The 24448-nt window shown below is 61.7% G+C and carries 18 protein-coding genes and 1 riboswitch; of the genes, 14 read left to right on the forward strand and 4 right to left on the reverse strand.

The annotated features are described in order from the left end of the window. The first annotated feature begins 456 nt into the window (after positions 1-456). The 5 genes from AC1D3C_RS29595 to AC1D3C_RS29615 all read left to right on the forward strand — a co-directional run bounded on the left by AC1D3C_RS29595 (position 457) and on the right by AC1D3C_RS29615 (position 8130). Positions 457-1407 (forward strand): phosphoribosylaminoimidazolesuccinocarboxamide synthase, encoded by a 951-nt coding sequence (locus tag AC1D3C_RS29595; RefSeq protein ID WP_477485394.1) that lies wholly within the window; start codon positions 457-459, stop codon positions 1405-1407. A gap of 47 nt (positions 1408-1454) precedes the next feature. Further along, positions 1455-2057: a TetR family transcriptional regulator gene (locus AC1D3C_RS29600; RefSeq protein ID WP_477485395.1), complete on the forward strand. Its 603-nt coding sequence runs from the start codon at positions 1455-1457 to the stop codon at positions 2055-2057. A 167-nt stretch (positions 2058-2224) separates the two neighbouring features. After that, on the forward strand, positions 2225-3421 hold the full coding sequence (locus AC1D3C_RS29605; protein WP_477485396.1) for an efflux RND transporter periplasmic adaptor subunit: 1197 nt from the start codon (positions 2225-2227) through the stop codon (positions 3419-3421). 50 nt (positions 3422-3471) lie between these two features. Further along, positions 3472-6570, forward strand: a complete 3099-nt coding sequence (locus tag AC1D3C_RS29610) for an efflux RND transporter permease subunit (RefSeq protein WP_477485397.1) — start codon at positions 3472-3474, stop codon at positions 6568-6570. A 132-nt stretch (positions 6571-6702) separates the two neighbouring features. Next, a complete protein-coding gene (locus AC1D3C_RS29615) occupies positions 6703-8130 on the forward strand; it encodes an efflux transporter outer membrane subunit (protein ID WP_038547062.1) in 1428 nt (475 codons plus the stop codon). Between the two features lie 100 nt (positions 8131-8230). Here the strand turns inward: AC1D3C_RS29615 and efp are convergent, their stop codons facing one another. Beyond that, on the reverse strand, positions 8231-8800 hold the full coding sequence (gene efp / locus AC1D3C_RS29620) for an elongation factor P (RefSeq protein WP_038547065.1): 570 nt from the start codon (positions 8798-8800) through the stop codon (positions 8231-8233). Between the two features lie 165 nt (positions 8801-8965). Between efp and epmA the strand changes: the two genes are divergently transcribed. Next, positions 8966-10036 (forward strand): EF-P lysine aminoacylase EpmA, encoded by a 1071-nt coding sequence (gene epmA, locus AC1D3C_RS29625; protein WP_477485398.1) that lies wholly within the window; start codon positions 8966-8968, stop codon positions 10034-10036. Further along, positions 10033-11079: a lysine-2,3-aminomutase-like protein gene (locus tag AC1D3C_RS29630; RefSeq protein ID WP_477485399.1), complete on the forward strand. Its 1047-nt coding sequence runs from the start codon at positions 10033-10035 to the stop codon at positions 11077-11079. Before epmA ends, AC1D3C_RS29630 begins: the two co-directional genes overlap by 4 nt. A gap of 627 nt (positions 11080-11706) precedes the next feature. On the opposite strand, the gene AC1D3C_RS29635 is transcribed toward AC1D3C_RS29630, so the two are convergent. After that, positions 11707-12597 carry an AraC family transcriptional regulator gene (locus AC1D3C_RS29635; protein WP_477485400.1) on the reverse strand — a complete coding sequence of 297 codons (891 nt, stop codon included), beginning with the start codon at positions 12595-12597 and terminating at the stop codon, positions 11707-11709. A gap of 137 nt (positions 12598-12734) precedes the next feature. On the opposite strand from AC1D3C_RS29635, the gene AC1D3C_RS29640 reads away from it, so the two are divergent. Continuing rightward, entirely contained in the window at positions 12735-13514 is a 780-nt protein-coding gene (locus AC1D3C_RS29640) for an SDR family NAD(P)-dependent oxidoreductase (protein WP_477485401.1), read from the forward strand. Positions 13515-13563: 49 nt separating this feature from the next. Here AC1D3C_RS29640 and thiC read toward each other — a convergent pair whose 3' ends face one another. Further along, entirely contained in the window at positions 13564-15375 is a 1812-nt protein-coding gene (gene thiC, locus AC1D3C_RS29645) for a phosphomethylpyrimidine synthase ThiC (protein WP_477485402.1), read from the reverse strand. 99 nt (positions 15376-15474) lie between these two features. Next, positions 15475-15606, reverse strand: a riboswitch (TPP riboswitch). Positions 15607-15785: 179 nt separating this feature from the next. Between thiC and AC1D3C_RS29650 the strand changes: the two genes are divergently transcribed. From AC1D3C_RS29650 to AC1D3C_RS29670, 5 genes are read left to right on the forward strand one after another with little or no spacing between them, the layout of a single operon-like run. Then, a complete protein-coding gene (locus AC1D3C_RS29650) occupies positions 15786-16037 on the forward strand; it encodes an acyl carrier protein (protein ID WP_038549844.1) in 252 nt (83 codons plus the stop codon). A 1-nt stretch (position 16038) separates the two neighbouring features. After that, complete coding sequence (locus AC1D3C_RS29655) at positions 16039-17220, forward strand: acyl-CoA dehydrogenase family protein (RefSeq protein WP_477485403.1); 1182 nt, start codon at positions 16039-16041, stop codon at positions 17218-17220. Positions 17221-17266: 46 nt separating this feature from the next. Next, the gene (locus AC1D3C_RS29660) at positions 17267-18178 is read left to right on the forward strand and encodes an amino acid--[acyl-carrier-protein] ligase (RefSeq protein WP_247038855.1); all 912 of its coding nucleotides are present in this window, start codon (positions 17267-17269) and stop codon (positions 18176-18178) included. Positions 18179-18182: 4 nt separating this feature from the next. Then, positions 18183-19166 carry a DUF1839 family protein gene (locus AC1D3C_RS29665; RefSeq protein ID WP_477485404.1) on the forward strand — a complete coding sequence of 328 codons (984 nt, stop codon included), beginning with the start codon at positions 18183-18185 and terminating at the stop codon, positions 19164-19166. Beyond that, positions 19163-21646, forward strand: coding sequence for a glycoside hydrolase family 2 protein (locus AC1D3C_RS29670; RefSeq protein WP_477485405.1), 2484 nt, complete (start codon positions 19163-19165; stop codon positions 21644-21646). The genes AC1D3C_RS29665 and AC1D3C_RS29670 overlap by 4 nt, the downstream gene beginning before the upstream one ends. Here the strand turns inward: AC1D3C_RS29670 and AC1D3C_RS29675 are convergent. Further along, positions 21614-23455, reverse strand: coding sequence for an alpha/beta hydrolase (locus AC1D3C_RS29675; RefSeq protein ID WP_477485406.1), 1842 nt, complete (start codon positions 23453-23455; stop codon positions 21614-21616). The genes AC1D3C_RS29670 and AC1D3C_RS29675 overlap by 33 nt on opposite strands. A 489-nt stretch (positions 23456-23944) precedes the next feature. Here AC1D3C_RS29675 and AC1D3C_RS29680 point away from each other — a divergent pair. After that, positions 23945-24448: ACT domain-containing protein (locus AC1D3C_RS29680; RefSeq protein WP_477485407.1), on the forward strand; the 504-nt coding region annotated here is incomplete at its 3' end.

Genomic DNA, 24448 nt, shown 5'->3' on the forward strand with positions numbered 1-24448 from the left:
CTCATCTTCAATTGTCAAATAACCGACGCTTCCAAACCCAAGGGCCAAACCGTCAAAACTTCTCGAAACAGCAACACCCCAAGAGACCAAACCGAAACTCGGTCCCAACCAGCATGCGCCAATCAATCAGTGATTTCTGTAGAACGAAAGTCGTCGTCGCCAGCAGCGCCGCCGCCCTCGTTCAGTGAGCGGGTTATAGTGCCGACCCCAGTTTGAAGTCAACAGCATTGATTCAGAAATCTTGAGAAATCGTACAAATAGTTGTTTTTACAGGATAATCGTGGATTTCTGGGAATCCCGGGGCGTTAATAATCGTTAACCACTCTCTATAAGGAGCTCTTCATCGACCGTGGAACCGAGATACTCGTGAAAACCGCCATTCCTTCCATTCTTGTGCCGCTGCGGCAAAACATGCGATAGCAGAATGCCCCCGAAACTCTCTGGAAAGTGGTCCCCGTGCGCGTTCTCTCCGATGCCTTCATTCCCGAATTGCCGAACCCCTATCGCGGCAAGGTACGCGAGAACTACGATCTGCCGGACGGCAACCGCATCATCATCGCAACCGATCGCCTCAGCGCATTCGACCGCATCCTGACCGCCATCCCCGACAAGGGGCATGTCCTGACCCAGACCGCGCGATACTGGTTCGAGGCGACAAAGGACATCTGCCCCAACCATGTGATCGCCTATCCGGATCCGAATGTGGTGATTGGCAAGCGGCTCGACATCCTGCCCGTCGAGATCGTCGTGCGCGGTTATCTCGCCGGCACCACCGGCACGTCGCTGCTCACCCTCTATAAGAAGGGAGAGCGGACCATGTACGGGCTGGATCTTCCGGACGGCCTCAAGGACAATCAAATCCTGCCCGCCCCGGTGATCACGCCGACCAGCAAGGCCTTCGATGGCGGCCACGACGAACCCCTGACGCCTAAAGAGATCGTCGAGCAGGGACTTCTGACCGCCGAACAATGGGCGACCCTCTCCCGTTATGCGCTGGCACTTTTTGCGCGCGGCCAGCAACTGGCGGCGGAACGCGGCCTGATTCTCGTCGATACCAAATACGAGTTCGGCACCGATGCCGAGGGCACCATCATCCTTGCCGACGAGATCCATACGCCGGACAGCAGCCGCTACTGGATCGCCGACAGTTATGGTGAGGCCTTCCGCAACGGCACGCGGCCGAAGAGTTTCGACAAGGATTTCATCCGCGCCTGGGTGGTCGAACGTTGCGACCCTTATAAGGATGAGATCCCCGCGATCCCGGCCGAGCTCGTCGAGGAGACCGCCAAGGTCTACCGCACGGCATACGAGACGATCACCGGCGAGACCTTTGTGCCCGATACCAGCGGCGCGACCGTGCTCGACCGTATCCGCCAGAACCTGGCGTCCTATTTTACCGCGGGTTGAAATCCCATCCGGCGTTTAGAAGAGGCCGGCATTCAGAAGAGGACAGAGTGCGCAGACCGAGACGCAAGGCGGAAGAAACCCGCGGAGATATCCTCAACACGGCGGAGACGCTTTTCCGTGAACGGGGGATTGCCAAGTGTTCGATCGCCGACGTCGCCCAGGCGCTGCATATGTCGCCCGCCAACATCTTCAAGCATTTCCATTCCAAGGCATCCCTGGCGGACGCTATCTGCGACCGGCATATCAGCCGCATGATCGGCCGGTTCGGGACGCTCGACGAGCCGGCCCCGGCGCCCGAGCGGCTGGCAATCGTCGTGCGCAAATTGATGGAGGCGCATCTCCAGGACCTCCGCGACAATCCCTTTCTGTTCGAGATGATCTTCCTGATGTCGGAAGCCGATCTTCCGAGCGGTCAGCATTACCGGCGGCTGATCGAGAACCTGTTTGCCGATCTGATCCGGCAGGGTGTCGAAAGCGGCGCCTACAAATGTACCGACCCGGAGGCGATCAGCCAGCATGTGGCGGCGGCCTTTGCGAGCGTGCTGCATCCGGTCCTTTTGGCCAAGGCTGGCGAAGCGGAATTGCATGACCGATGTGACGGCCTTGCCAGACTTGTGAATGCTGCGCTGCAAAATCCGCTTGCAAAGTGACGGTTTTATATTTACGTCACTTTCCCGAAGGTAGAACACCGGTCGAAATCCCCTTCTCGACCAACCTTGTTCCGACCGCTTAGGACGGGTTAATCTCCCCCCGACTTCCGCCCCGGCATATTCCGTCTGCCGTGGCGATTGCCAGCCGCTTTGCCTTGGATGACACCATGACCGGACGCAAACTGATACTTTCCCTGCTTCTTTCCGCGGCGCTTGCAGCCTGCAGCGACTCGGGCCAAAAGCCGGCCGGCAGCGGCGCGGCAGGCGGTGCCCCGCAGCGTCCGCCGCAGCCGGTCAGTGTCGTGACCATGAAGAAGTCCGAGCAGCCGATCACGGCCGTCCTGCCGGGTCGGGCGGCACCGTTCCAGATCGCCGATATCCGCCCGCGTGTCACCGGAGAGATCAAGCAGATCGCTTTCAAGCAGGGCAACGAGGTCAAGGCCGGCGATCTTCTTTATAAGATCGAGGACAGCACCTATGCAGCCGAGGTCGCCCAGGCGAAGGCGACCGTCTCGAAGGCGGAAGCCAGCATCCCCAGCGCCCAGGCGAACCTCTCCCGCTACGAGCGGCTGGTCAACAGCGGTGCGACGCAGATCGAATATGAGAGCGCGCGAGTGACGCTTCTCCAGGCGCAGGCGGATGTGGCGCAGGCCAATGCCGCGCTCAATGCCGCCCAGATCAATCTCGACCTGACCGAAATCCGCGCGCCCTTCGACGGCGTCACGTCGATCTCCAATGTCAGCATCGGCAATATCGTCACCGCCAACCAGACGACGGCGCTGACGACGCTCCGCCGCCTCGATCCGATCTATATCGATCTCATCGATTCCAGCACCAATCTTCTCGAACTGCGCTCGGCCATGGCTTCCGGCCGCTTGAGCGGCGATCCGCGCAAGGCCGATATCCGCCTGAGCCTGGAAGATGGAACGGACTATCCCCTGACCGGCAAGCTCGACATGGCCGACATGGCAGTCAGCGAAACGACCGGCACCTATCAGATCCGCGCGCTCTTCGAGAACCCGAGGGACATGATCCTGCCAGGCACCTATGTGCGCGCCACCGTCACCCTCGGCAACGAGAACGGGTACCTGATCCCGCAGCGCGCCGCGACGCGCAATGCCCGCGGAGAACTTTCCGCCAAGTTCGTCACGGCGGACGGCAAGGTCGAGACCCGCATCTTCCCGACCAGCGGCGTCTCCGGCAACAATTGGCTGGTTACGCAGGGCGTAACCGACGGCGATCGCCTGGTCGTCGACGGCTTCCAGTGGATCGCCGATGGCGCGACGGTCCAGCCGGTCGAGGCGACGGTCGACGACAAGGGCTTTGTCGTCGAGGCGCCGAAGCCGACCGCTGCAAAGCCGTGAAGGCCTCAAGCGGAAACGATCATGACGAAACGCGGCAAGGAATAATCTGAATGGCCAAGTTCTTTATCCGGCGACCGGTATTCGCCTGGGTCATCGCGATCGTCATCATGCTCGGCGGCGCGCTCGCCATCGCGACGCTCTCGATTTCGCAATATCCCGACATCGCGCCGACCACGGTCCGGATCACCGCAAGCTACAATGGCGCAAGCGCCGAGACCGTCGAGAAATCGGTAACGACGATCATCGAGGACGGCATGACCGGCCTCGACGACCTCACCTATATGACGTCGTCCTCCTCGACGGGCCGCGCCAACGTCACACTCACCTTCGGCAGCAGCGTCCTTCCGGACATTGCCCAGGTTCAGGTGCAGAACAAGCTGCAGCTGGTGCAGTCGCAACTGCCCGACGTCGTGCAGCAGGCGGGCATCGAAGTCGCCCGCTCGACATCGAGCATCCTGATGGTCGGCGCGCTGGTATCGACCGACAAGAAGCGGAGCTCCGTCGATCTCGGCGACCTGTTTTCCACGCAGATCGAGGACCAGGTCAAGCGCCTGGAAGGCGTCGGCAGCATCGACATCTTCGGGTCCGGTTACGCAATGCGCGTCTGGCTCGATCCCTATAAGCTGCAGAAATACCAGCTGACGCCGGCGGACGTGACGTCCGCGATCCAGTCCCAGAACACGCAGGTTTCCGTCGGCGCGCTCGGCGGCCTTCCGGCCAAGGCGGAGCAGCAGCTTACGGTCACCATGACCGCGCAAAGCCAGCTGACGACGGTCGACGATTTCGAGCGGATCATCCTCAAGGTCGAACAGGACGGCGCAACGGTGCGCCTCAGCGATGTCGCCCGCGTCGAGATCGGTGAAGAGAGTTATGGCGGCGGTTCTCGCCAGAACGGCCTGCCATCCACGGGTTTTGCCGTGAATCTCGCGACCGGCGCCAACGCTCTCGATACCGCCGCACGCGTCAGAGAGGCGCTGACCGCCGTCGGACCCCATCTTCCAGACGGCGTGGAGATCACCTACCCCTATGATACGACGCCCTTCGTGCAGCTTTCGATCGAAAAGGTCGTCCACACGCTCATCGAAGCAATCATCCTGGTTTTCGTCGTCCTGCTCATCTTCCTACAAAATCTGCGTGCAACGCTGATTCCGATGATTGCCGTGCCCGTCGTCCTGCTGGGCACGTTCGGGGTGCTGGCGTTGACCGGATATTCCATCAACACGCTGACGATGTTCGCCATGGTTCTGGCCATCGGCCTTCTCGTCGACGATGCCATCGTCGTCGTCGAAAACGTCGAGCGTATCATGGACGAAGAGGGCTTGAGCCCGCTTGAAGCGACCGAAAAGTCGATGGGCGAGATCACCGGCGCCATCATCGGCATCGCGCTCGTCCTGACGGCCGTGTTCATTCCGATGGCCTTCTTCGGTGGCTCGACCGGCATCATCTACCGCCAGTTTTCGATCACCATCGTATCGGCCATGCTGCTTTCGGCGCTGGTCGCCATCGTGCTGACGCCGGCGCTTTGCGCCACCATGCTGAAGCCGATCGATCACCACAAGAAACGTCGCGGCATCGGCGCCTTGTTCAACCGCGGTTTCGATCGGTCGACCCGCGGATATGTCAGCACCATCGGTTATCTCCTGAAGCGTCCGTTCCGCGTGATGCTGCTGTTCCTGCTGGTGATCGGCGGCTGCGCCTGGCTTTTCACCAAGCTGCCGAATTCCTTCCTTCCGCAGGAAGACCAGGGCGTTCTGCTGACCATTATCCAGACGCCCGTCGGCGCCACCACGCCGCGCACCGACGAGGCGGTCAAGAAGGTGGAGGCCTATTTCCTCGAAAAGGAAAAGGGCAATGTCGACGCGGTGTTCGGCGTCCTCGGCTTCAGCTTCAGCGGAAGCGGCCAGAACAATGCCATCGTCTTCACCAAGCTCAAGGATTTCGCCGAGCGCGCCAGGCCGGAGCAATCCGCCGCGGCTATCGTCCAGCGGGCAAGCCGGTATTTCTTCACCATCCGCGATGCGCAGGTCTTTGCCCTTCTGCCGCCGGCCATCCAGGGGCTCGGCACGTCGAGCGGCTTCTCCATGTATCTGGTCGACAGCGGCAACAACGGCAATGCGGCGCTGACCACCGCATCGCAGCAGCTCATTCAGGCCGGCACGGGCAACCCCAACATCAGTTCACTGCGCAGCAGCAGCCAGCGGTCAGAAACCCAGCTCAAGATCCTGCTCGACCAGGAAAAGCTCGGCGCGATGGGCGTCGACCTCGCTTCGGTCAACTCCATGCTGGCAACCATTTTTGCCGGACGCGACGTCAACGACTTCACCCTCAACAACGAGCTGAAGCCGGTCTATGTGYAAGGCGACGCGCCCTATCGGATGCAGCCGGACGACCTGAAACACTGGTTCGCCCGCAACAACAAGGGCGAGATGGTTCCTTTCTCCTCCTTCAGCACCGTCCAATGGATCAGCGGTACGCCGCAGCTCGCACGCTTCAACGGCACCAGCGCCATTCCGCTCGACGGCGCGGCCGGCCCGGGCGTCAGCACCGGCCAGGCGATGGACGAGATGCAGAGGCTGACGGCTGCACTGCCGGGCGGCTATTCGGTGGCCTGGCAGGGCATTTCCTACCARGAACGGCTGTCCGGCTCCCAGGCGCCGATGCTTTATGCGCTATCGGTTCTGATCGTCTTCCTGTGCCTTGCGGCGCTCTATGAAAGCTGGTCGATCCCGTTCTCAGTCATATTGGCTGTCCCGATCGGCGTGCTCGGCGCACTTACCGCAGCGCATTTCTTCGGCCAGGCGAACGACGTCTACTTCAAGGTCGGGCTTCTGACGACGATCGGCTTGGCAGCCAAAAACGCCATCCTGATCGTCGAATTCGCCAAGGATCGGCAGGCAGGCGGCATGAGCATGATCGAAGCCACCCTCGAGGCCGCACGCCTGCGACTGAGGCCGATCGTCATGACGTCGCTCGCTTTTATCCTCGGCGTCGTACCTCTGGCAATCGCGACCGGCGCCGGATCCGCGGCCCAGAATGCCATCGGTATCGGCGTGCTGGGTGGTATGCTTTCTGCAACACTTCTCGGAATTTTCTTCGTTCCGTCCTTCTTTGTTGTCGTTAGACGGTTATCAAAGCGTGAAAAAGAGTAGGATGACGATTACGTTCGTTAACGTATTCGACTTTTAATGCCGTCAGAGATTATGCGAATCGCTGCTGACGGGACAATCGGAAGAGGCATGAGTGCTGACCTTCCATGCGTTGTAGGGCACTGGGACAGAAAAATGATATCCATTCGTGTTATTGCTCCTCTCACTATGCTGCTGCTTTCGGGCTGCGTTGTTGGTCCAGATCACAAGGCGCCGGAAATTGCTCTTCCGGGCAAATTTGCCGAAGCCGGCAAGACCAGTAATGGCGATGTCTCCCAGGTTACCTGGTGGACCGCATTCAATGACAGCCGTCTGAACGGCTACGTCAATCAGGGAATCAGTCAGAACCTCGATATTCTCCAGGCCATGGAGCGGATCAATTCTGCGCAGGCCAGCGTGACCGTCGCCGGCGCGGGCGCCCTCCCTTCGCTGGATGTCTCGGCAGCCAATACGACCACCGGCACTCGTACCGACCCGGGTTCGTTCTCGCGGTCGACCGTGACGGCAGGTACTGCGGACGCATCTTGGTTCCTTGATCTTTTCGGCCTCTACAGGCGCTCGAAAGAAAGTGCGCTCGCAAGCCTCGATGCCGCCTATGCCAGCGAAGATGTTGCACGTCTCACGTTCCTGTCTCAGGTCGTGGCGGCCTATATCGACGTACGCTACTACCAGGAGCGTATCGCGATCGCTCGCCGGAACCTCGATTCGCGGCGCGAAACGCTGAACCTCACCAAGCTCCAGCTGGATGCCGGTGCGGCTTCGCGTCTGGATGTCGTCCAGTCGGAAGGCTTGGTCAATTCGACCATCGCAGAAATTCCAGGCCTGGAGACGAGCTTCCGGGGCGCGGCGCACCGTGTCGCCACGCTTCTGGCCATGCCTGCATCGTCGCTTGTCCCCGAATTGCAGAAGGGCACACGCCAGCCGGTCGCACGCTTCAATACCAAGGCCGGTATTCCGGCGGACCTGATCCGCAATCGTCCGGACATCCGTGCCGCGGAACGACAGCTCGCGTCGGCAGTCGCCGAAATCGGTGTCGCCGAGGCCCAGCTCTACCCGGCCATTACGCTCGGCGGCTCCATTTCCCCGAGATACAACGTTCTTTCCGGCGGCCTCGATACCCGGGCCTTGACCTGGTCCTTCGGGCCGCAGCTGAGCCTGCCGATCTTCGACGGCGGCCGCCTGCGCGGCAACGTCAAGATCGCCGAATCCAGCGCCCGCGGGCGGTATCTCGCCTGGAAGCAGACGGTTCTGAACGCAGTCGAGGAAGTGGAAAATGCGCTGGCCGCAGTTTCCCGCGACAGCCGCACGGTCTCCTCTCTTCAGGCAACCGTGAAGTCCTACGAAGAAGCCCTGCAGCTCGGCACCGCAAGCTATCGGGACGGCGCATCTTCGCTGCTCGACGTTCTCGACGCCCAGCGTCAGGTCTCGACCGCTCAGTCGAACCTCGCCGCTGCCGTGCGTCAGATGGCTCAGGACTACGTCTCGCTCAACGTGGCGGTCGGTGGCGGTTACGCCTTCGGCAAGACCGATACCAAGGTCGCTTCGGTGGTCATCAAGAAGTAGGCTCCACCCCAACATTACCGACAACAAAAAACCTCCGGAGCCAACGCTTCGGAGGTTTTTTTATCACGCCCGGAAAGGCCGGGGACGATCAATTCGACAATCAGTTCTTGGCGCGCTCGACGTAGGAATTGTCTTCCGTCGCGATCACCACGCGGGTGCCGGCATCGACATGCGGCGGAACCGCCGTGCGGATGCCGTTCGACAGCATAGCCGGCTTGTAGGACGAGGAAGCCGTCTGGCCCTTGACGACCGGTTCGGTCTCGACGATCTCCAGCGTCACGTGGCGCGGCAGCTGAAGAGCCAGCGCAATGCCTTCATGCATGGAGAGAACGCAGGTCATGCCTTCCTGGAGATAGGCCTTCTGGTCGCCCATCGTATCCACGTCCACCACGACCTGGTCGTAGTTTTCCGGGTTCATGAAGTGGAAGCCTTCGCCGTCTTCATAGAGGAACTGGTGGTTGACGTCCTCGACGAAGGCGCGCTCGACCTGCTCGGTCGTCCGCCAGCGTTCGGACACCTTCACGCCGTCGACGATGCGGCGCATGTTGACCTGCGTGACAGGCGTGCCCTTGCCGGGATGGAAATTCTCGGCGGTGAGAACGACATAAAGCTTGCCGTCCACATCGATGACGTTGCCCTTGCGGACAGAAGAGGCGATGACCTTGACCATAGGATTCCTTGTGGTGCGAACCGGCTTGTAACTGCCGAAAATGCGTCGTAGAGGACCGGGCGATAACCGGCCCGAAGGACGGATCGTCTGTTTTCCGGCCGGAACTACTCCAAAACCGCGCAAAGTGGAAGCCTTGCCGGAAAGAACCGGCGAAGAAAGCCGCAAATGAGCTCGTCGCAGCCCGCCACATCCCGCTCGCCCTGGTGGAGACCGGCAAACCACGCCGACCGCCGGCCCTTCCTGAAAGGCCGCAATGCGGTCCAGACGGCGTTGCGCGACTTCTTCTCCGAGCGCGATTTCATCGAAGTCGATACGGCGACGCTCCAGGTTTCCCCGGGCAACGAGACCCATCTGCATGCCTTCGCAACCGAGGCGGTCGCGACCGACGGCGGCAGAGCGCCGCTCTACCTGCACACGTCGCCGGAATTCGCCGCCAAGAAGCTGCTGGCTGCCGGCGAGAAGCGTATCTTCACCTTTGCGCATGTCTACCGCAACCGAGAACGCGGGCCGCTGCACCATCCGGAATTCACCATGCTGGAATGGTACCGGGTCGGCGAAAGCTACGAGCAACTGATGGCCGATTGCGCCGAGATGCTGGCTCTGGCCGCCGATACCGCCAAGACGGGACGCTTTGTCTTCCGGCATATGGAAATCGATCCTTTCGCCGAGCCGGAACGCCTGACGCTCACTGACGCCTTCGACCGGTTCGCCGGCATCGACCTGCTCGCCTCCGTGGCGACGAACGGCGAAACCGACCGCGATCTTCTGGCGGTCGGCCTGAAAAAGGCCGATATCCGCTTTGCGGAAGACGACACCTGGGCCGATCTCTTCAGCAAGGTTCTGGTCGAGAAGGTCGAGCCGCATCTCGGCCAGGACCGTGCGACGATCCTCTACGAATACCCTGTTTCCGAGGCAGCGCTCGCCCGGCCCTCCACCCGTGATCCGCGCGTCGCCGAACGTTTCGAGCTTTACGCCTGCGGCGTCGAGCTTGCCAACGCCTTCGGAGAACTGACCGACGCCGGCGAACAACGCCGCCGGTTCGAGCACGAAATGGCCGAAAAATCCCGTATCTACGGCGAACATTATCCGCTCGACGAAGACTTTCTCGACGCACTTTCGATCATGCCTGACGCGAGCGGCGCGGCACTCGGCTTCGACCGGCTCGCCATGCTGGCAACGGGCGCGACCCGCATCGAACAGGTGATGTGGGCGCCGGTCGCGGAGGTGTTTTCGTGACCGCAGTCCGTTCATTGAAAACCCCGGAAGATCTCGCGGCTGCCGGCCTGATCGAGCCCCAAAAGCTCGACGGCATCCGAGCCGTCGCAGACCGCTACGCGATCGCGCTGACGCCAACCGTGGTTTCGCTCATCGACCGCGCAGACCGGCAGGATCCGATCGCTCGGCAATTCGTGCCCGATCCCGCGGAGTTGCTGACGACGCCGCAAGAGCGTGCCGACCCGATCGGCGATCAGGCGCACAGCCCGGTCAAGGGCATCGTTCACCGCTATCCGGACCGGGTGCTGCTGAAGGCCGTGCATATCTGCCCGGTCTATTGCCGCTTCTGCTTCCGCCGCGAAATGGTCGGCCCTCAGGGCGACGGTACGCTTTCGCCCGAGGAGCTGTCGGCAGCGTTCGGCTATATTCGCGAGCATCCAGAGATCTGGGAAGTGATCCTCACCGGCGGCGACCCGCTGGTCCTTTCGCCGAGACGGCTTGCTGCCATCATGCGCGGCCTTGCCGAGATCCCCCATGTAAAGATCGTCCGCTTCCACACGCGGGTACCCGTCGTCGAGCCCGACCGCATCGACGCGGCAATGATTGCGGCATTGAAGGAAAGCGGCAAGGTCGTCTACATCGCGCTGCACGCCAACCATCCGCGCGAAATGACCGACGCCGCCCGCGCCGCCTGCGCCCGCCTGGTCGATGCCGGTTTTCCGATGGTCAGCCAGACGGTGCTCTTGCGCGGCGTCAACGACGATCCGGCGGTGCTCTGCGACCTGATGAAGGCTTTCGTCGAGACGCGGATCAAGCCCTATTACCTTCATCATCCGGATCTCGCGCCCGGCACTGGCCATTTCCGGCTGGATATCGCCGAGGGCCAGAAGATCGTCTCGGCGCTCCGGGGCACTATTTCCGGCCTCTGTCAGCCGACCTATGTCCTGGATATCCCCGGCGGCCACGGCAAGGCGGTGATCGGCGAAAGCGCCGTGCGCGGCGAAGGCGGCTGTTATTCCGTCAGCGATTTCCGCGGCGGAGAGCATGCATATCCTCCGAAATGACACGGGTTCTTGTTCACGCGGCGGAGTGCGCCCGTGGCTTGGCCTGGAATTTGGAGAGCCCACACGAATGCGGAACCTCGATTGATTTTTTAATAGTGGCTCCGCATTCGCGTGGCCTTCGGCGTCTTGTCGAGGCTTCCGGCCCCTACAGGTGATCATCTCGCCTCGCTGCGTGGCTTCGTTCTCGCCCATCCTTTCGGGACAGGCCTGCCACTTGCACGGCTCAACCGAACCGGACATGGCTGTCCGGGGGAGGCTTGATAGGAATGGTCGTCTCGCGACGCACACTCCATGGCTTTCACCTCTTCCACCTTTCCCGCACGTTACGGTTCAAATGAAAGCGCCGGCTCCCGCCTGCCCGCGAACGTCTCGCGAAACACTCCGGCGACGGAAGCGGGAGGATTGTAGGCATGGATCAAGAGGGCGGGGACGAGGCGAGGCACGTCGGCCACCTCACCTCTTGCGGAATATATAAAAATCAGAATTTTAGCTGAGAACTTAAGCGTGAAATTTTTCAGGTGAGGAACAAACTCGTCCCCGCATGAATTCCTCGCCGACAAAATCTGCAGCTTAGCTTTGCGAAAGATCGTGATTTTGTCATCGTACGCAAGAAAGCAATCTCACCTTCTAAGCCGCCAGCCCCCTCAGTGCCGTGACGTCGCGGCGCGGTGGCGTGCCGAACATGCGGGCATATTCCCGGCTGAACTGCGAAGGGCTCTCATAGCCGACCAGAAACGCCGCGGTTTCAACATTCGCCGCTTCCGCCATCATCAGCCGCCTGGCCTCCAGAAGGCGAAGCTGCTTCTGATATTGCAGCGGCGTCATCGAGGTGATCGTCTTGAACTTGCGGTGGAAGGCGGAAGGGCTCATCCCAGCCCTCTCCGCCAGATCCTCGATCCGCATCGGCTCGGCGAAATGGCCGCGCAGGCCGTGGATGACGCTGACGATCCGATGCGTATGGTCGTTGCCGAGCGCCATGCGGACCACATCGCCGCCATGCGGACCGGTGAGCAGCCAGTAGGAAATCTCGCGCATGATCGCCGCACGGAGGACCGGGATGGCACCCGGCGTATCAAGAAGCCGCACCATCCGCAGCGCGCAATCGGCGAGCGGGCCGTCGAAATCCGTCACGAACACGCTGGACGTTATGTCGCCGCCCGGGCGCGGCGGGTTGGGCATCGCCTCCAGGACCTCGCGCATGATGGCAAGATCGAATTCGATGATGAGGCCGAGATAGGGCTCGGTCGGGCTCGCCTCCGCCACGCGGCCGAAGGCGGGCATCTCGACGCTGACAACGAGCGCCTGGCCCGCCCGGTAATCCACATGGCGGTCGCCGAAAACAGCCCATTTCGCGCCCTGGAGGACGATGCAGAGCGCCGGCTTGAAAATCAGGTGGTCTGGCCGTTTCTCGTGATCCGAGCGAAGGATGGTCAGGCCTTCGATCGCCGTCGCGAAAGGGCTGGTTCCCGCCTGTCCATCCGTGAACCGCTTTACCGCATCGAGCAGGGCTGCCGGCATGCCACACCTCCGAGGTTTCAAGGCCAAACATAGGCCTGCGAGCAGGATCAGGCAAGAAGTGGGAAAGTTCCGGCATTCAGGCGCGTGGCCGAGGGGAGTAGTTTCCGGTCATCCGATCCAGACAAGGAACCTCCATCATGACGCATCAAACATCTCAGAAATCGGCAGCCAAGCTCGCCATCGTGACCGGCGGCAGCCGCGGTCTCGGCCGCAACACTGTGCTCAGCCTTGCAAAGCGCGGTATCGACGTGATCTTCACCTACAACTCCAATCAGGCAGAAGCAGCAGCCACGATCGCAGCGGCGGGCGAACTGGGACGCAGGGCGATCGCCCTGCAGCTCGATATCGGCGATGTCACTTCGTTCGACGCGTTCGTCGGTCGGGTGCAGGAAGCCCTGGCCGGGATCGGCGCTGAAAAATTCGATTTCCTCGTCAACAATGCCGGCACGTCGCATCATGGCAATTTCGAAAAGACCACCGAAGCGGAGCTGGACGAGCTCTTCAATGTTCACTTCAAGGGCGTCTTCTTTCTAACCCAGAAGCTATTGCCGCTGATCCGCGACGGCGGCCGGATCGTCAATTTCTCCACCGGGCTTACCCGCATCACCGTCCCGGGCAGCGGCGCCTATGCGGCGATGAAGGGGGCGGTCGAAGTGCTGACCCGGTATCTGGCCAAGGAGCTTGGCGCCCGCGGCATTGCCGTCAATACGGTGGCGCCCGGTGCGATCATGACCGATTTCAGCGGCGGCATGGTGCGCGACAACCCGGAGATCAACAGGCGCGTCGCCGAGATGACCGCACTTGGCCGTGCCGGCGAGCCGGATGATATTGGCCCGATGGTCGCCTCGCTGCTGTCCGAGGACAACCGCTGGGTCAATGCCCAGCGCATCGAGGTGTCGGGGGGCATGGCGCTCTGACGTTCGAGCGACCCCTGCCGGTTGCGACCGGCAGGGGTCGTGAAGTTGATCATCCCTTCTCGACCGGCATATAGAGGTCACCGCCGTCACGATATTTCGCAGCCATGGCTTCCAGGCCCTCCTTCTGCGCCTCGGCGCGGATATCGTGGGAAATCCGCATCGAACAGAATTTCGGACCGCACATGGAGCAGAAATGCGCCACCTTGTGCGCCTCCTTCGGCAAGGTCTCGTCGTGGAAGGAGCGGGCCGTTTCCGGATCGAGGGAAAGGTTGAACTGGTCCTCCCAGCGGAACTCGAAGCGGGCGCGCGACAGCGCGTCGTCACGCACCTGGGCCGCCGGATGGCCTTTGGCGAGATCGGCGGCATGCGCGGCGATCTTGTAGGTGATGACGCCCACCTTGACGTCGTTGCGGTCCGGCAGGCCGAGATGTTCCTTGGGCGTCACGTAGCAGAGCATGGCGGTGCCGAACCAGCCGATCATCGCAGCCCCGATGCCGGACGTGATGTGGTCGTAGCCCGGCGCAATGTCGGTGGTCAGCGGCCCGAGCGTATAGAATGGCGCCTCGCCGCAGACCGCGAGCTGCTTGTCCATGTTCGCCTTGATCTTGTGCATCGGCACATGGCCGGGACCTTCGATCATCACCTGGCAATCCTTCGCCCAGGCGATCTTCGTCAGCTCGCCGAGCGTTTCCAGTTCCGCAAACTGCGCCGCGTCGTTGGCATCGGCGATCGAACCCGGGCGAAGACCGTCGCCGAGCGAGAACGAGACGTCGTAGGCGCGGGCGATGTCGCAGATTTCCTCAAAGTGCTCGTAGAGGAAACTCTCCTTGTGGTGATGCAGGCACCATTTGGCCATGATCGAGCCGCCACGGGAAACGATGCCGGTGACGCGATTGACGGTGAGCGGAATATAGGCGAGCCGCACGCCCGCATGGATGGTGAAATAGTCGACGCCCTGTTCCGCCTGTTCGATCAGCGTGTCGCGATACACCTCCCAGGTCAGGTCCTCGGCAATGCCGTTCACCTTTTCGAGCGCCTGGTAGAGCGGCACCGTGCCGATTGGAACAGGTGAATTGCGGATGATCCAGTCGCGGATATTGTGGATGTTGCGGCCGGTCGACAGATCCATGACCGTATCGGCGCCCCAGCGGATCGCCCAGACCATCTTCTCGACCTCCTCCGCCATCGACGAGGTGACGGCCGAATTGCCGATATTGGCATTGATCTTCACCAGGAAATTCCGACCGATGATCATCGGTTCGGATTCGAGATGGTTGATGTTGGCGGGAATGATCGCCCGGCCTTCCGCGATTTCGCGGCGAACGAATTCCGGCGTCACGAAATCCGGCACATGGGCGCCGAAACTTTCGCCGTCGCGGACGAGCGGTTCCCTGGCCGCCTGCCGTCCGAGGTTTTCGCGGATGGCGACGAATTCCATCTCCGGCGTGATGATGCCGGCCCGCGCATAGGCGAGCTGGGTGACGGCCCTGCCAGCCTTAGCCTTGAAAGGCCGGTTGCGGATCGGGAATTCCGGCGTCAGCCGGTCGCCGGAGACGAAGCCGTTGTCCTCCGGCCTGACGATGCGGCCCTCATAGACTTCGACATCGCCGCGGGCCGAGATCCAGTTTTCGCGCAGGCGCGGCAGGCCGGCATCGATGCTGATCGCGGCACCTTCGACGGTATAGGGGCCAGAGGAATCGTAGACGGTCACMGGAGGTTCGCCGGAGGTCGGATGCAATGCGATCTGCCGCATCGGCACGCGGATGTCCGGATGGATCGTTCCCGCTTTCAGGACTTTCGTGGAGGCGGGAAGCGGGCCGGTGGTGACAACCGGGGTGAGCTTGGTGGTTGCGATATTCATGGTTCAAGGCTCCAAGGTTTGACGTTTGGAGACCCAGTTCCAGAGTTGGAATGATGGAAGAACACGTTGGAATCCGAAGGACGGTTTCCCGCCCTCGCTGCCGCAGCGCTCGCACCGTCCCTACGCCAGTATGAACTGGATCAGGTTCAACGGGTCACTGCGCCTCGGGCGGCCAAACCGGCCCGACCAGCAGTATCTCAGCCCCTTGACGGGACCCCCCTGGTGAATGCGGCCATCAGAAACCTGCCGGTCGCGCATGTCAAGCCGGTCCCTGCCTGCGTCGATAGGTCGAGTTTTAGCGAATCCCGCAGCTCCAAATTGATGACGTTTATTACCGGAATCTTATGCTATCTTGCGCGATAACGTCCCTAGCGATGAGCGCAGAATTCGAACGATCGGGAGATGTCGAGATGAACGAGACCATTCGCGGATTGCTGACACGGGTAGGCGGCCTTCCGGTCGCCGTGACGGAGCTGGAAGACGCTGCCGATCTTTATGCAGCCGGGCTTTCCTCCTTCGCATCGGTGCAGCTGATGTTGGGCCTGGAAGAGGCCTTCGACATCGAATTCCCGGATAGCCTTTTGAACCGCAAGTCCTTCGCCAGCATCGCGGCGATCGAGCAGACGGTTTCCCACATCTTGAAAGCCTCCGAGGCCGCCTGAGATGAACCTTCCCGTCTTTGCCGCCGACATGAGCCTCAGCGCCCGCGCTCACCGCGTGGCGGCCGTGGCGGCTGAATTCGCCGAACGCGTCGACCATGACGGCCGCTTCCCCCGCGAAGCGGTCGATGCAATGAAGGCCGAGCGCCTGATCGGCATCCAGATCCCGGTCGCATTCGGCGGCGAGGGTGCTTCCATCAACGAGATTGCCGAGGTCTGCTCCATCCTGGGACAGTCCTGTGCCTCGAGCGCCATGGTTTTCGCCATGCACCAGATCAAGGTTTCGAGCCTCGTGGTGCACGGGGCCGACAGCGCCTGGCACATGGATTTCATGCGCGAGCTCGCCGACCGCCAGCTTCTCGTCGCCTCCGCGACGACCGAGGCCGGCATCGGCGGCAATATGCGCAACTCGATCTGCGCCATCGAGGTCGACGGCGACACCTGCCGGCTGACCAAGGACGCGACGGTGATTTCCTACGGCGCCCACGCCGATGTCATCATGATCACCTCGCGCTCGAACGAGAAGGCCGCCCCGACCGACCAGGTCATGACCGTCTTCAAACAGGGCCAATATACCCTGCAGAAGACCGTCGACTGGGATACGCTCGGCATGCGCGGCACCTGCTCCGACGGCTTCCTCTTCAATGGCGAAGCGCCTTCGGTCCAGATTTTCCCGAAACCGTTCGCCGAAATCGCGGCGCAGTCGATGCTCGCCACCTCGCATCTCCTCTGGAGTGCTGTCTGGTACGGCATTGCCGCCGACGCGGTCCTGCGCGCCCAGGCTTTCGTGCGCGCCGCGGCCCGCAAGGCGGGCGGCACCCAGCCGCCCGGCGCGCTGAGGCTCGCCGAAGCGTCGAACCTGCTGCAGCTGCTCAAGGGCAATATCCTGTCGGGCCTCAAGACCTACGCGGATGCGAAACACGATCCCGACAAACTGTCGTCCATGGCCTTTTCGATCGCCATGAACAATATCAAGCTCGCCTCTTCCGAGACGATCCTGACCATCATCAACCAGACGATGATCATCTGCGGCATCATGGGCTACAAGAACGGTACGCCCTATAGTCTCGGACGGCATCTTCGCGACGCGCACTCCGCCCAGCTGATGATTTCCAACGACCGCATTCTCGGCAATACGTCGACCATGCTGCTCGTTCAAAAACCGGACACCAGCCTGCTCGGCTGACGCCCCATCACTTCAGATGTAATCGTTTAAAGAATGAGGTGAATCCATGGATCTGCAAGTTTCCTTTCTCGACCGCCTGTTCGACGCTGGCCTGCTGATCGAGACCGGCGTCGACGGACTGTATGGCCGCAGCGGCCAGTTCGAAGACGTCATTGCCGCCTTCGAGCGGCTGATCGACAAGGTCGGCGGTGCCGACGGCGCGGAGGCGATGCGCTTCCCGCCGGGCATGAACCGCGCCTTCTTCGAGACCAGCGGCTATATGAAGAGCTTTCCGCAGCTCGCCGGCACGGTTCACTCGTTCTGCGGCAACGAACTCGACCACATGAGCCTGCTGAAATGCATGGAAGTCGGCGAGGAGGACTGGACCAAAGGCCAGGAAGCGACCGACATCGTGCTGACGCCGGCGGCCTGCTATCCGCTCTACCCGACCGTTGCGCGCCGCGGCAACCTGCCCGCCGGCGGCGGTCTTTTCGACCTGCAGAGCTACTGCTTCCGCCACGAGCCCTCCAAGGATCCGGCCCGCCAGCAGCTTTTCCGCATGCGCGAATATGTCTGCATGGGGACCGAACAACACGTGACCGATTTCCGCCAGCTGTGGATGGACCGGGGCGTCGAGATGATGAAGTCCGTCGGCCTCGACGTCACCATCGACATCGCCAACGATCCTTTCTTCGGCCGCGCCGGCAAGATGTTGGTCAACAACCAGCGCGACCAGAACCTGAAGTTCGAACTGCTGATCCCGATCGCCTCCGTTGCCCAGCCGACCGCCTGCATGAGCTTCAACTATCATCAGGACAGTTTCGGCCTGAAATGGGGCCTCAACCTGGAAGACGGCAGCGTCGCGCATACGGCCTGCGTCGGTTTCGGCCTGGAACGAATTGCGCTCGCGCTTTTCCACACCCACGGTCTGGACGTGAAGGAGTGGCCGGAACACGTCCGTGCCACGCTCTGGGGCTGATCCCATGACGGCGGTGTTTCCCGCGCTCGATCCGGGCAACTACACGACGCATGCGCTGCATTCAGCCGAGCGCATGTGGCCGGAGACGAATTGTTACGTCGATCTGTGGATCGAAGTGCTTTCGGCGCAGGGCCTRCCGCCGGAAGCGATGCTTGGTTTCACCCTGACCCAGGATTTCGAAGGCGACCAGTTCACCTTCTTCAAGGTGCCGCTGGAGGATCTCGAAACCCTGTTCGGCATTCGCGTGACCGAACTGGCGATCTTCGACCGGCCGGAACGGCATGTCGCGGAGCAGATCCGCCGCGGCCGGCTGACGCTGGTCGAACTCGACAGCTTTTTTCTGCCCGACACGCGCGGCGTCGCCTATCACCAGGAGCACGGCAAGACGACGGTGGCGATCAACCGGCTCGACCTCGAAAGCCGCGGGCTCGACTATTTCCACAATGGCGGCTTCTTCACCCTTTCCGGCGAAGATTTCGATGGCCTGTTCCAGTTGAACGCGGCCCCGGACGCGCTGCCCTTCCTGCCTTATACGGAATTCGCCAAGTTCCCCGCGGCCTATCCGGATGCGAGGGAAATTCGCGAGACCGCATGGAAACTGCTCAGGCATCACTTTGCCCGGCGGCCGGAGGACAATCCGATCCGTGCCTTTGCGAAAGTTTTCCCGGAGCAGGTCGAGCGGATTGCCGACAGGGATTTTGGCTTCTTCCACAAATATGCGTTCAACACGCTCCGCCAGCTCGGCGCCAATTTCGAGCTGCTGGCGAGCCATCTCGCATGGCTGAACCCCAACGCGTTCGCTCAGTCAGAACAGCAGGCGCTGAAGATTTCGGAAGTGGCAAAATCCACCCAGTTCCAGCTTGCCCGCGCCCTCACCCGCAAGAAGTTCGAGCCACTCGCAACGGCGCTCGATCCGGCCGCTGATGCCTGGGACCTGCTGATGCGCGACCTGGCCTCGACGCTGACCCAGACCCGCGAGGCCGCGTGAGCCTTCTTATCCCGATCGGGTCAAAGACCAGCCTTCTTGCCGAAGGCTGGTCWTTGACGTTGACCGCGCCAGGCGCCTACACCCTGCCGGCCGACCTTCCTTCGGGTCTCGAATTCCTGCCGGCCATGGTGCCGGGCACGGTCGCCGCCGCCCTGGAAGCCGCAGGCCGCTTCGACCGCAACAATCCCGAGCCGCTGATCGACAAGGATGCCTGGTATCGCCGCTCGCTTGCCGGTGAAACGCCCGGATCCGCTATCCTGCGGTTTGCGGGGCTTGCGACGGTGGCCGAGGTGTTTCTCGACGAGACGCCTATCCTGTCCTCGGCCAGCATGTTCGAAAGCCATGATGTTGCGGTCGAGTTGACCGGCACGGAAACGCTGGCGATCTGCTTTCGGGCCTTGAGACCGCATCTGGGCAGGACCGGACCTCGCGCTCGCTGGCGACCGCGGCTGATGAACCAGCAGGGGCTTCGGCTGATCCGCACCACCGCGCTGGGCTTCATGCCCGGTTGGAGCCCCGAAATTCATGCGGTGGGGCCCTGGCGGCCGATTTCGATGATGCGTGTCGACGACAATCGCTTCGCTTCGCCCCCCTCATCCGGTCCCACAGGCCACCTTCTCCCCGCGGGAGAGAAGAGGGAGTTTGCGGTTTCGGCGACGCTCGATGGGAGCGGAACAGGCATTCTGAATGTCGGCTTTGCTTTTGACGGACCGCCCCTTGATTTCCGGCTTGTCTGCAACGGCACCGAAGCGCCCTTCACGAACGACGGCAAACGATATTCGGCCGAACTTTGCCTGCCGGAGATAAAACCCTGGTGGCCGCATACCCATGGCGAGCCGGCACTGCATGACGTGACACTCAAGATCGAGGACAAGGAGTTCCCGATCGTCCGCACCGGCTTTCGGAGCCTGACGGTCGATCGCGGCACCGATGGCAATGACTTCGCCGTTGTCGTCAACGGTCGGAAAATGTTCTGCCGCGGTGCCGTCTGGACTTCCGCCGACATCGCAAAGCTGCCCGGCGACCGCGCGAGCTACGAACCCTGGCTGAGGCTCGCCAAAGAAGCGGGCATGAACATGATCCGCATTCCGGGCATCGCGACCTATGAAAGCCCGGAATTCTTTGCGCTGTGCGACGAACTCGGCCTGCTGGTCTGGCAGGACCTGATGTTCGCCAATTTCGACTATCCCGCCGGTGATCCGGATTTCATGATTCACGTGAAAACCGAGGTCGAGCAGTTCCTGGCGGCGACACAAGCCTCGCCGTCGCTTGCGGTCCTTTGCGGCGGCAGCGAGGTCTATCAGCAGGGCGCGATGCTCGGCCTGCCGGAACGCATCTGGAAAGGTCCACTCTGCGAAGAGATCCTTGGCACTTTCGCCGGCGAGTGCCGGCCGGATCTCCCCTATGTGGCCAATTCCCCTTCAGGCGGCGCATTGCCTTTTTATCCGAATGCGGGTGTCGCCCATTATTACGGTGTCGGGGCCTACAAACGGCCGCTCGAAGATGCACGACGGGCGAACGTCCGTTTCGCAGCCGAGTGCCTGGCTTTCTCCAACCTCTCCGCGTCGGAAACCCTCGCCGGCGGCAAGGCCGGCATCCCGCGCGACACCGGAGCTGACTGGGATTTCGAAGACGTGCGCGACCATTATCTGGGCACGCTCTACGGTGTCGATCCCGTGGCACTGAGAGCGCAGCAGGCGGAACGGTACCTCGCTCTTTCCCGTGCCGTGACCGGCGAAGTGATGGAGGCGGCTTTCGCCGAATGGCGGCGGCCGGGCTCGACCTGCAACGGTGCGCTCGCCTTCACCTTCCAGGATGTCATGAGCGGCCCAGGTTGGGGCGTCGTTGACGTCCACGGCAGGCCGAAACCGGCCTGGTTTGCGCTGAAGCGCGCCTTCCGGCCGATCCAGGTCGTGTTTGCCGACGAGAGCACCAATGGGCTGGATGTTCATCTTATCAACGAAACGCCGAACGATCTGCCGGCGGTTCTGGAGATCGCTTGCCTGCGGGAGGGCAGGATGCCGGTCGTATCGGGCCGCCGCGATCTGACGCTTAAAGCCGGAAGCAGCGCGAGCATCGCTTCGACCGACCTGTTCGGCGCCTTTTTCGACGCGAACTATGCCTATCGTTTCGGCCCACCTTCCCACGATGTGACGGTGGCACGCCTCAGGCATGCGGAAACCGGCGAGATCCTCTCGGAAGCTTTCCACTTCCCGCTCGGGCGTGCCAACGCTTTTCATGATGCCGAGATCACGGTCTCGGTGACCGGGGACAAGGGAGAATTCTGGCTGGAGATTTCGACCGACATCTTCGCGCAGACGGTCAACATCGAATGCGACAATTACTGCGCGTCGGACAATGGATTCCATCTGGCGCCGGGCGCAATCAGGCGTATCCGCCTTGCAGCGCTTTCCAAAACCGCCGAACGACCCGCTGGCATGATCCGATCACTCGGCGGCGACCGATCCGTCCGCTTTTGAATAGACGCCTTCTTCCAGAGGAAAACGGAAAGCCATTTCCCTCAACGCCTCGAGATAGACCTTGCGGGCATGCTCGGGCGTCAGGTTGTGATCGGCATCCGGGATGATTTTCGGCGATACGTTTGGAAAGCGAGCCAGGCCCGATCCGTCATGGCCGAAATAGAAATCGTACTGTTCGAGACCGAGATCGTTCTCGCTGTAAATCAGCGAGACGGGCATGCCGCGCTGGTGGAGGGTGCGGAAGGCACTGTAGATCGCCCGTCCCTCCGGCAGGAACCCGCGGAAAGCATGGAAGACCTTGCCCATGGCCCGGTTGCCGAGACTTTTGGCGATATTGCGGACGGCGGCGACGGTATCGACCTCGCCCCTCAGGATGCGTTTGAACGTATCGGCCCGCAAGGCCCGCTTGCGGTAGTCCCGAAGACTACGCGCGCCATTGACGATCATGTCCTCGACGGACCGGCCGGGGCGCCAGCGGAGGACCGCCGGATTGACCGAGACATTGCCAGCGATGCGCGGTTCGACGAGTGATGCCTGGAAGCCGAGAAAGGCGCCGCTGCAGCGGCCGGCGGCGACGACCGGTGTCATGTTGCAGGCAGCGAGGAAATCGATCGCTTCCGAGACGTCGGCATTCTGGTCCGAATGATAGAGAACCTGGTCCAGCCGGCCAGGCACCGGCGGACTGTCACCGACATTGGCCGTGTCGAAACGCAACGACGGAATGCCGGAACGCGCAAGCGCGCGAGCCAGCCCCACCGTTGAACGGCCCCACCCGGCATGTCGGTCATAGGCCGATGTCAGGAAAAGCACCGTCGCCCCCGCGCGATCGTGCAACGGCTCGCAGAGAACTCCGAAAAGATGGCTGTTGAGACCGAAGCGTGCCGGCGTTTCGGTAAAGCCGTCGCCAGCGAGAGGGGCCGCCGGCACCGGCGAGCGCGATGGTGCGGAAGCAGCCGGTCCGGACGGTAATGCGGCGATCCAGTTCGTCAGATTATCGGCAACTGTCAGCGGTAATTTGACGATCACCGGGTTTGAAACGAGCTTGTCGTAACCTTCGAAAGGCTGTTCGTCCACATCCGCGCCAAGCGCCCGCAGGCGAACGGCAAACTCCTTGTCGGAGGGCCGATCCGCCCGGCCGATGACCAGCACGCGTGGCGCAGGCGGCCGGTCGACCTTTAACAGATTGACGTTGCGAACCTCGTCGGCGATCTCACCGGGCATGGTGAGCGACGCGATAGAGACGCCGATTTCACTATGCTGTTCTTCGGTAAGGCCCAGATTTTCGTCGACCACCCTGGACCAGACCGCGAGCTCGCGGATATGCAGGCGGCCGGAAACCACCGGCGCCATATAAACGACGGCATCGAGCGCCTCGATCTCGTCGGCGGCCCTGGTGGCGACGAGCGCCCCCAGCCCCTGCGAGATGACGGCGATGCGCTCGCAGCCGGAAAGCTCCCTGAGATGCGCGGCAGCGGAAACGAGACTGTCGGACCAGACGGAAAGCCCGTCTTCGAAATTGATATCGTCAAGCGCGTCCCCGGTGCCGGGATAATCGAACCGCAGGCTGGCAATACCGCGATCGGCGAGCTTTTCGGAAATGATGCGCCAGAATTTGCGCGTGCACATTTCCTCCAGCCCCCAGGGACTGGCGAACAGCACGGCAGTGCTCGACGGCTGGGTACCGTTCGACGGCGGCGTGAAAAGCCCGATCGTGCCGTTGAAGGTCAACGGTTCGGAAGCCGAGCGTGGCAGCAGCGGCGATATTTCCCCAGCGGACGAGGATTCATTTCGGGCGTTCATCATAGCCATGCCGGCGATTTTTCCATCACTATAACAGCAATACGCCCGGCCTTGCTGATAAAGACTTAAACTATCAGCGGCGATTTTACCGATCGCAGGCGGAACTGTTCCGAAAAGAGGCGAGGGAGAACCTGCATTTGCGGCCGGTCACCGATTCTGGCCAACTTTTCAGGACCTCTGCTTCAAGTCTTCCTCCAGTGCGAAACCGCAACCCGCCACCATAACGTCAAGTAAATGCGAATCGTTGCTCGAAGCGGCTTCCGCGGCGGTGATGCGCGCGCCGACGGCGCAAAGGGAACGGAATTTTGGGTGGCTGGCTTTAAGGTCGGGAGGTAAGAAGCTTGCCTGGACATTCAAACGAGGCTGACTGTACACATTCTAGGACCAAGCTCGGGCCTCGTTGCGCATTTTCCTGTCCCATAGGGGCTGGATATTGCCCGGCGCCAATTTTATGTATACACGGAACGGCCGACCGATGGCAGAGGAGGGAGAATTTGCATGAACAACTACGTCCTGACCGTATCCTGCAAGACAACGCGCGGCATTGTCGCGGCGATTTCCGGCTTTCTGGCGGAAAAGGGTTGCAACATCATCGACTCATCGCAGTTCGATGACCTCGACACGGGCAAGTTCTTCATGCGCGTCAGCTTTCTCTCCGAAGAAGGCGCCGAGCGTCCGGCGCTGCTCGAAGGCTTCAAGCCGATCGCCGGCCGGTTCGAGATGGAATGGGAGATCTTCGATACCGATGAGCGGATGAAGGTTCTCCTGATGGTCTCCCGTTTCGGCCACTGCCTGAACGACCTCCTCTACCGCTGGAAGATCGGCGCGCTTCCGATCGATATCGTCGGCGTCGTCTCCAACCATTTCGACTACCAGAAACAGGTCGTCAACAATGACATCCCCTTCCACCACATCAAGGTGACGAAGGAAAACAAACCGCAGGCCGAAGCCCAGCTTCTCGATCTGGTCGAGCAGAGCGGCACGGAGCTCATCGTGCTGGCC

The organism is Neorhizobium sp. P1_A6 (genome assembly GCF_056406795.1).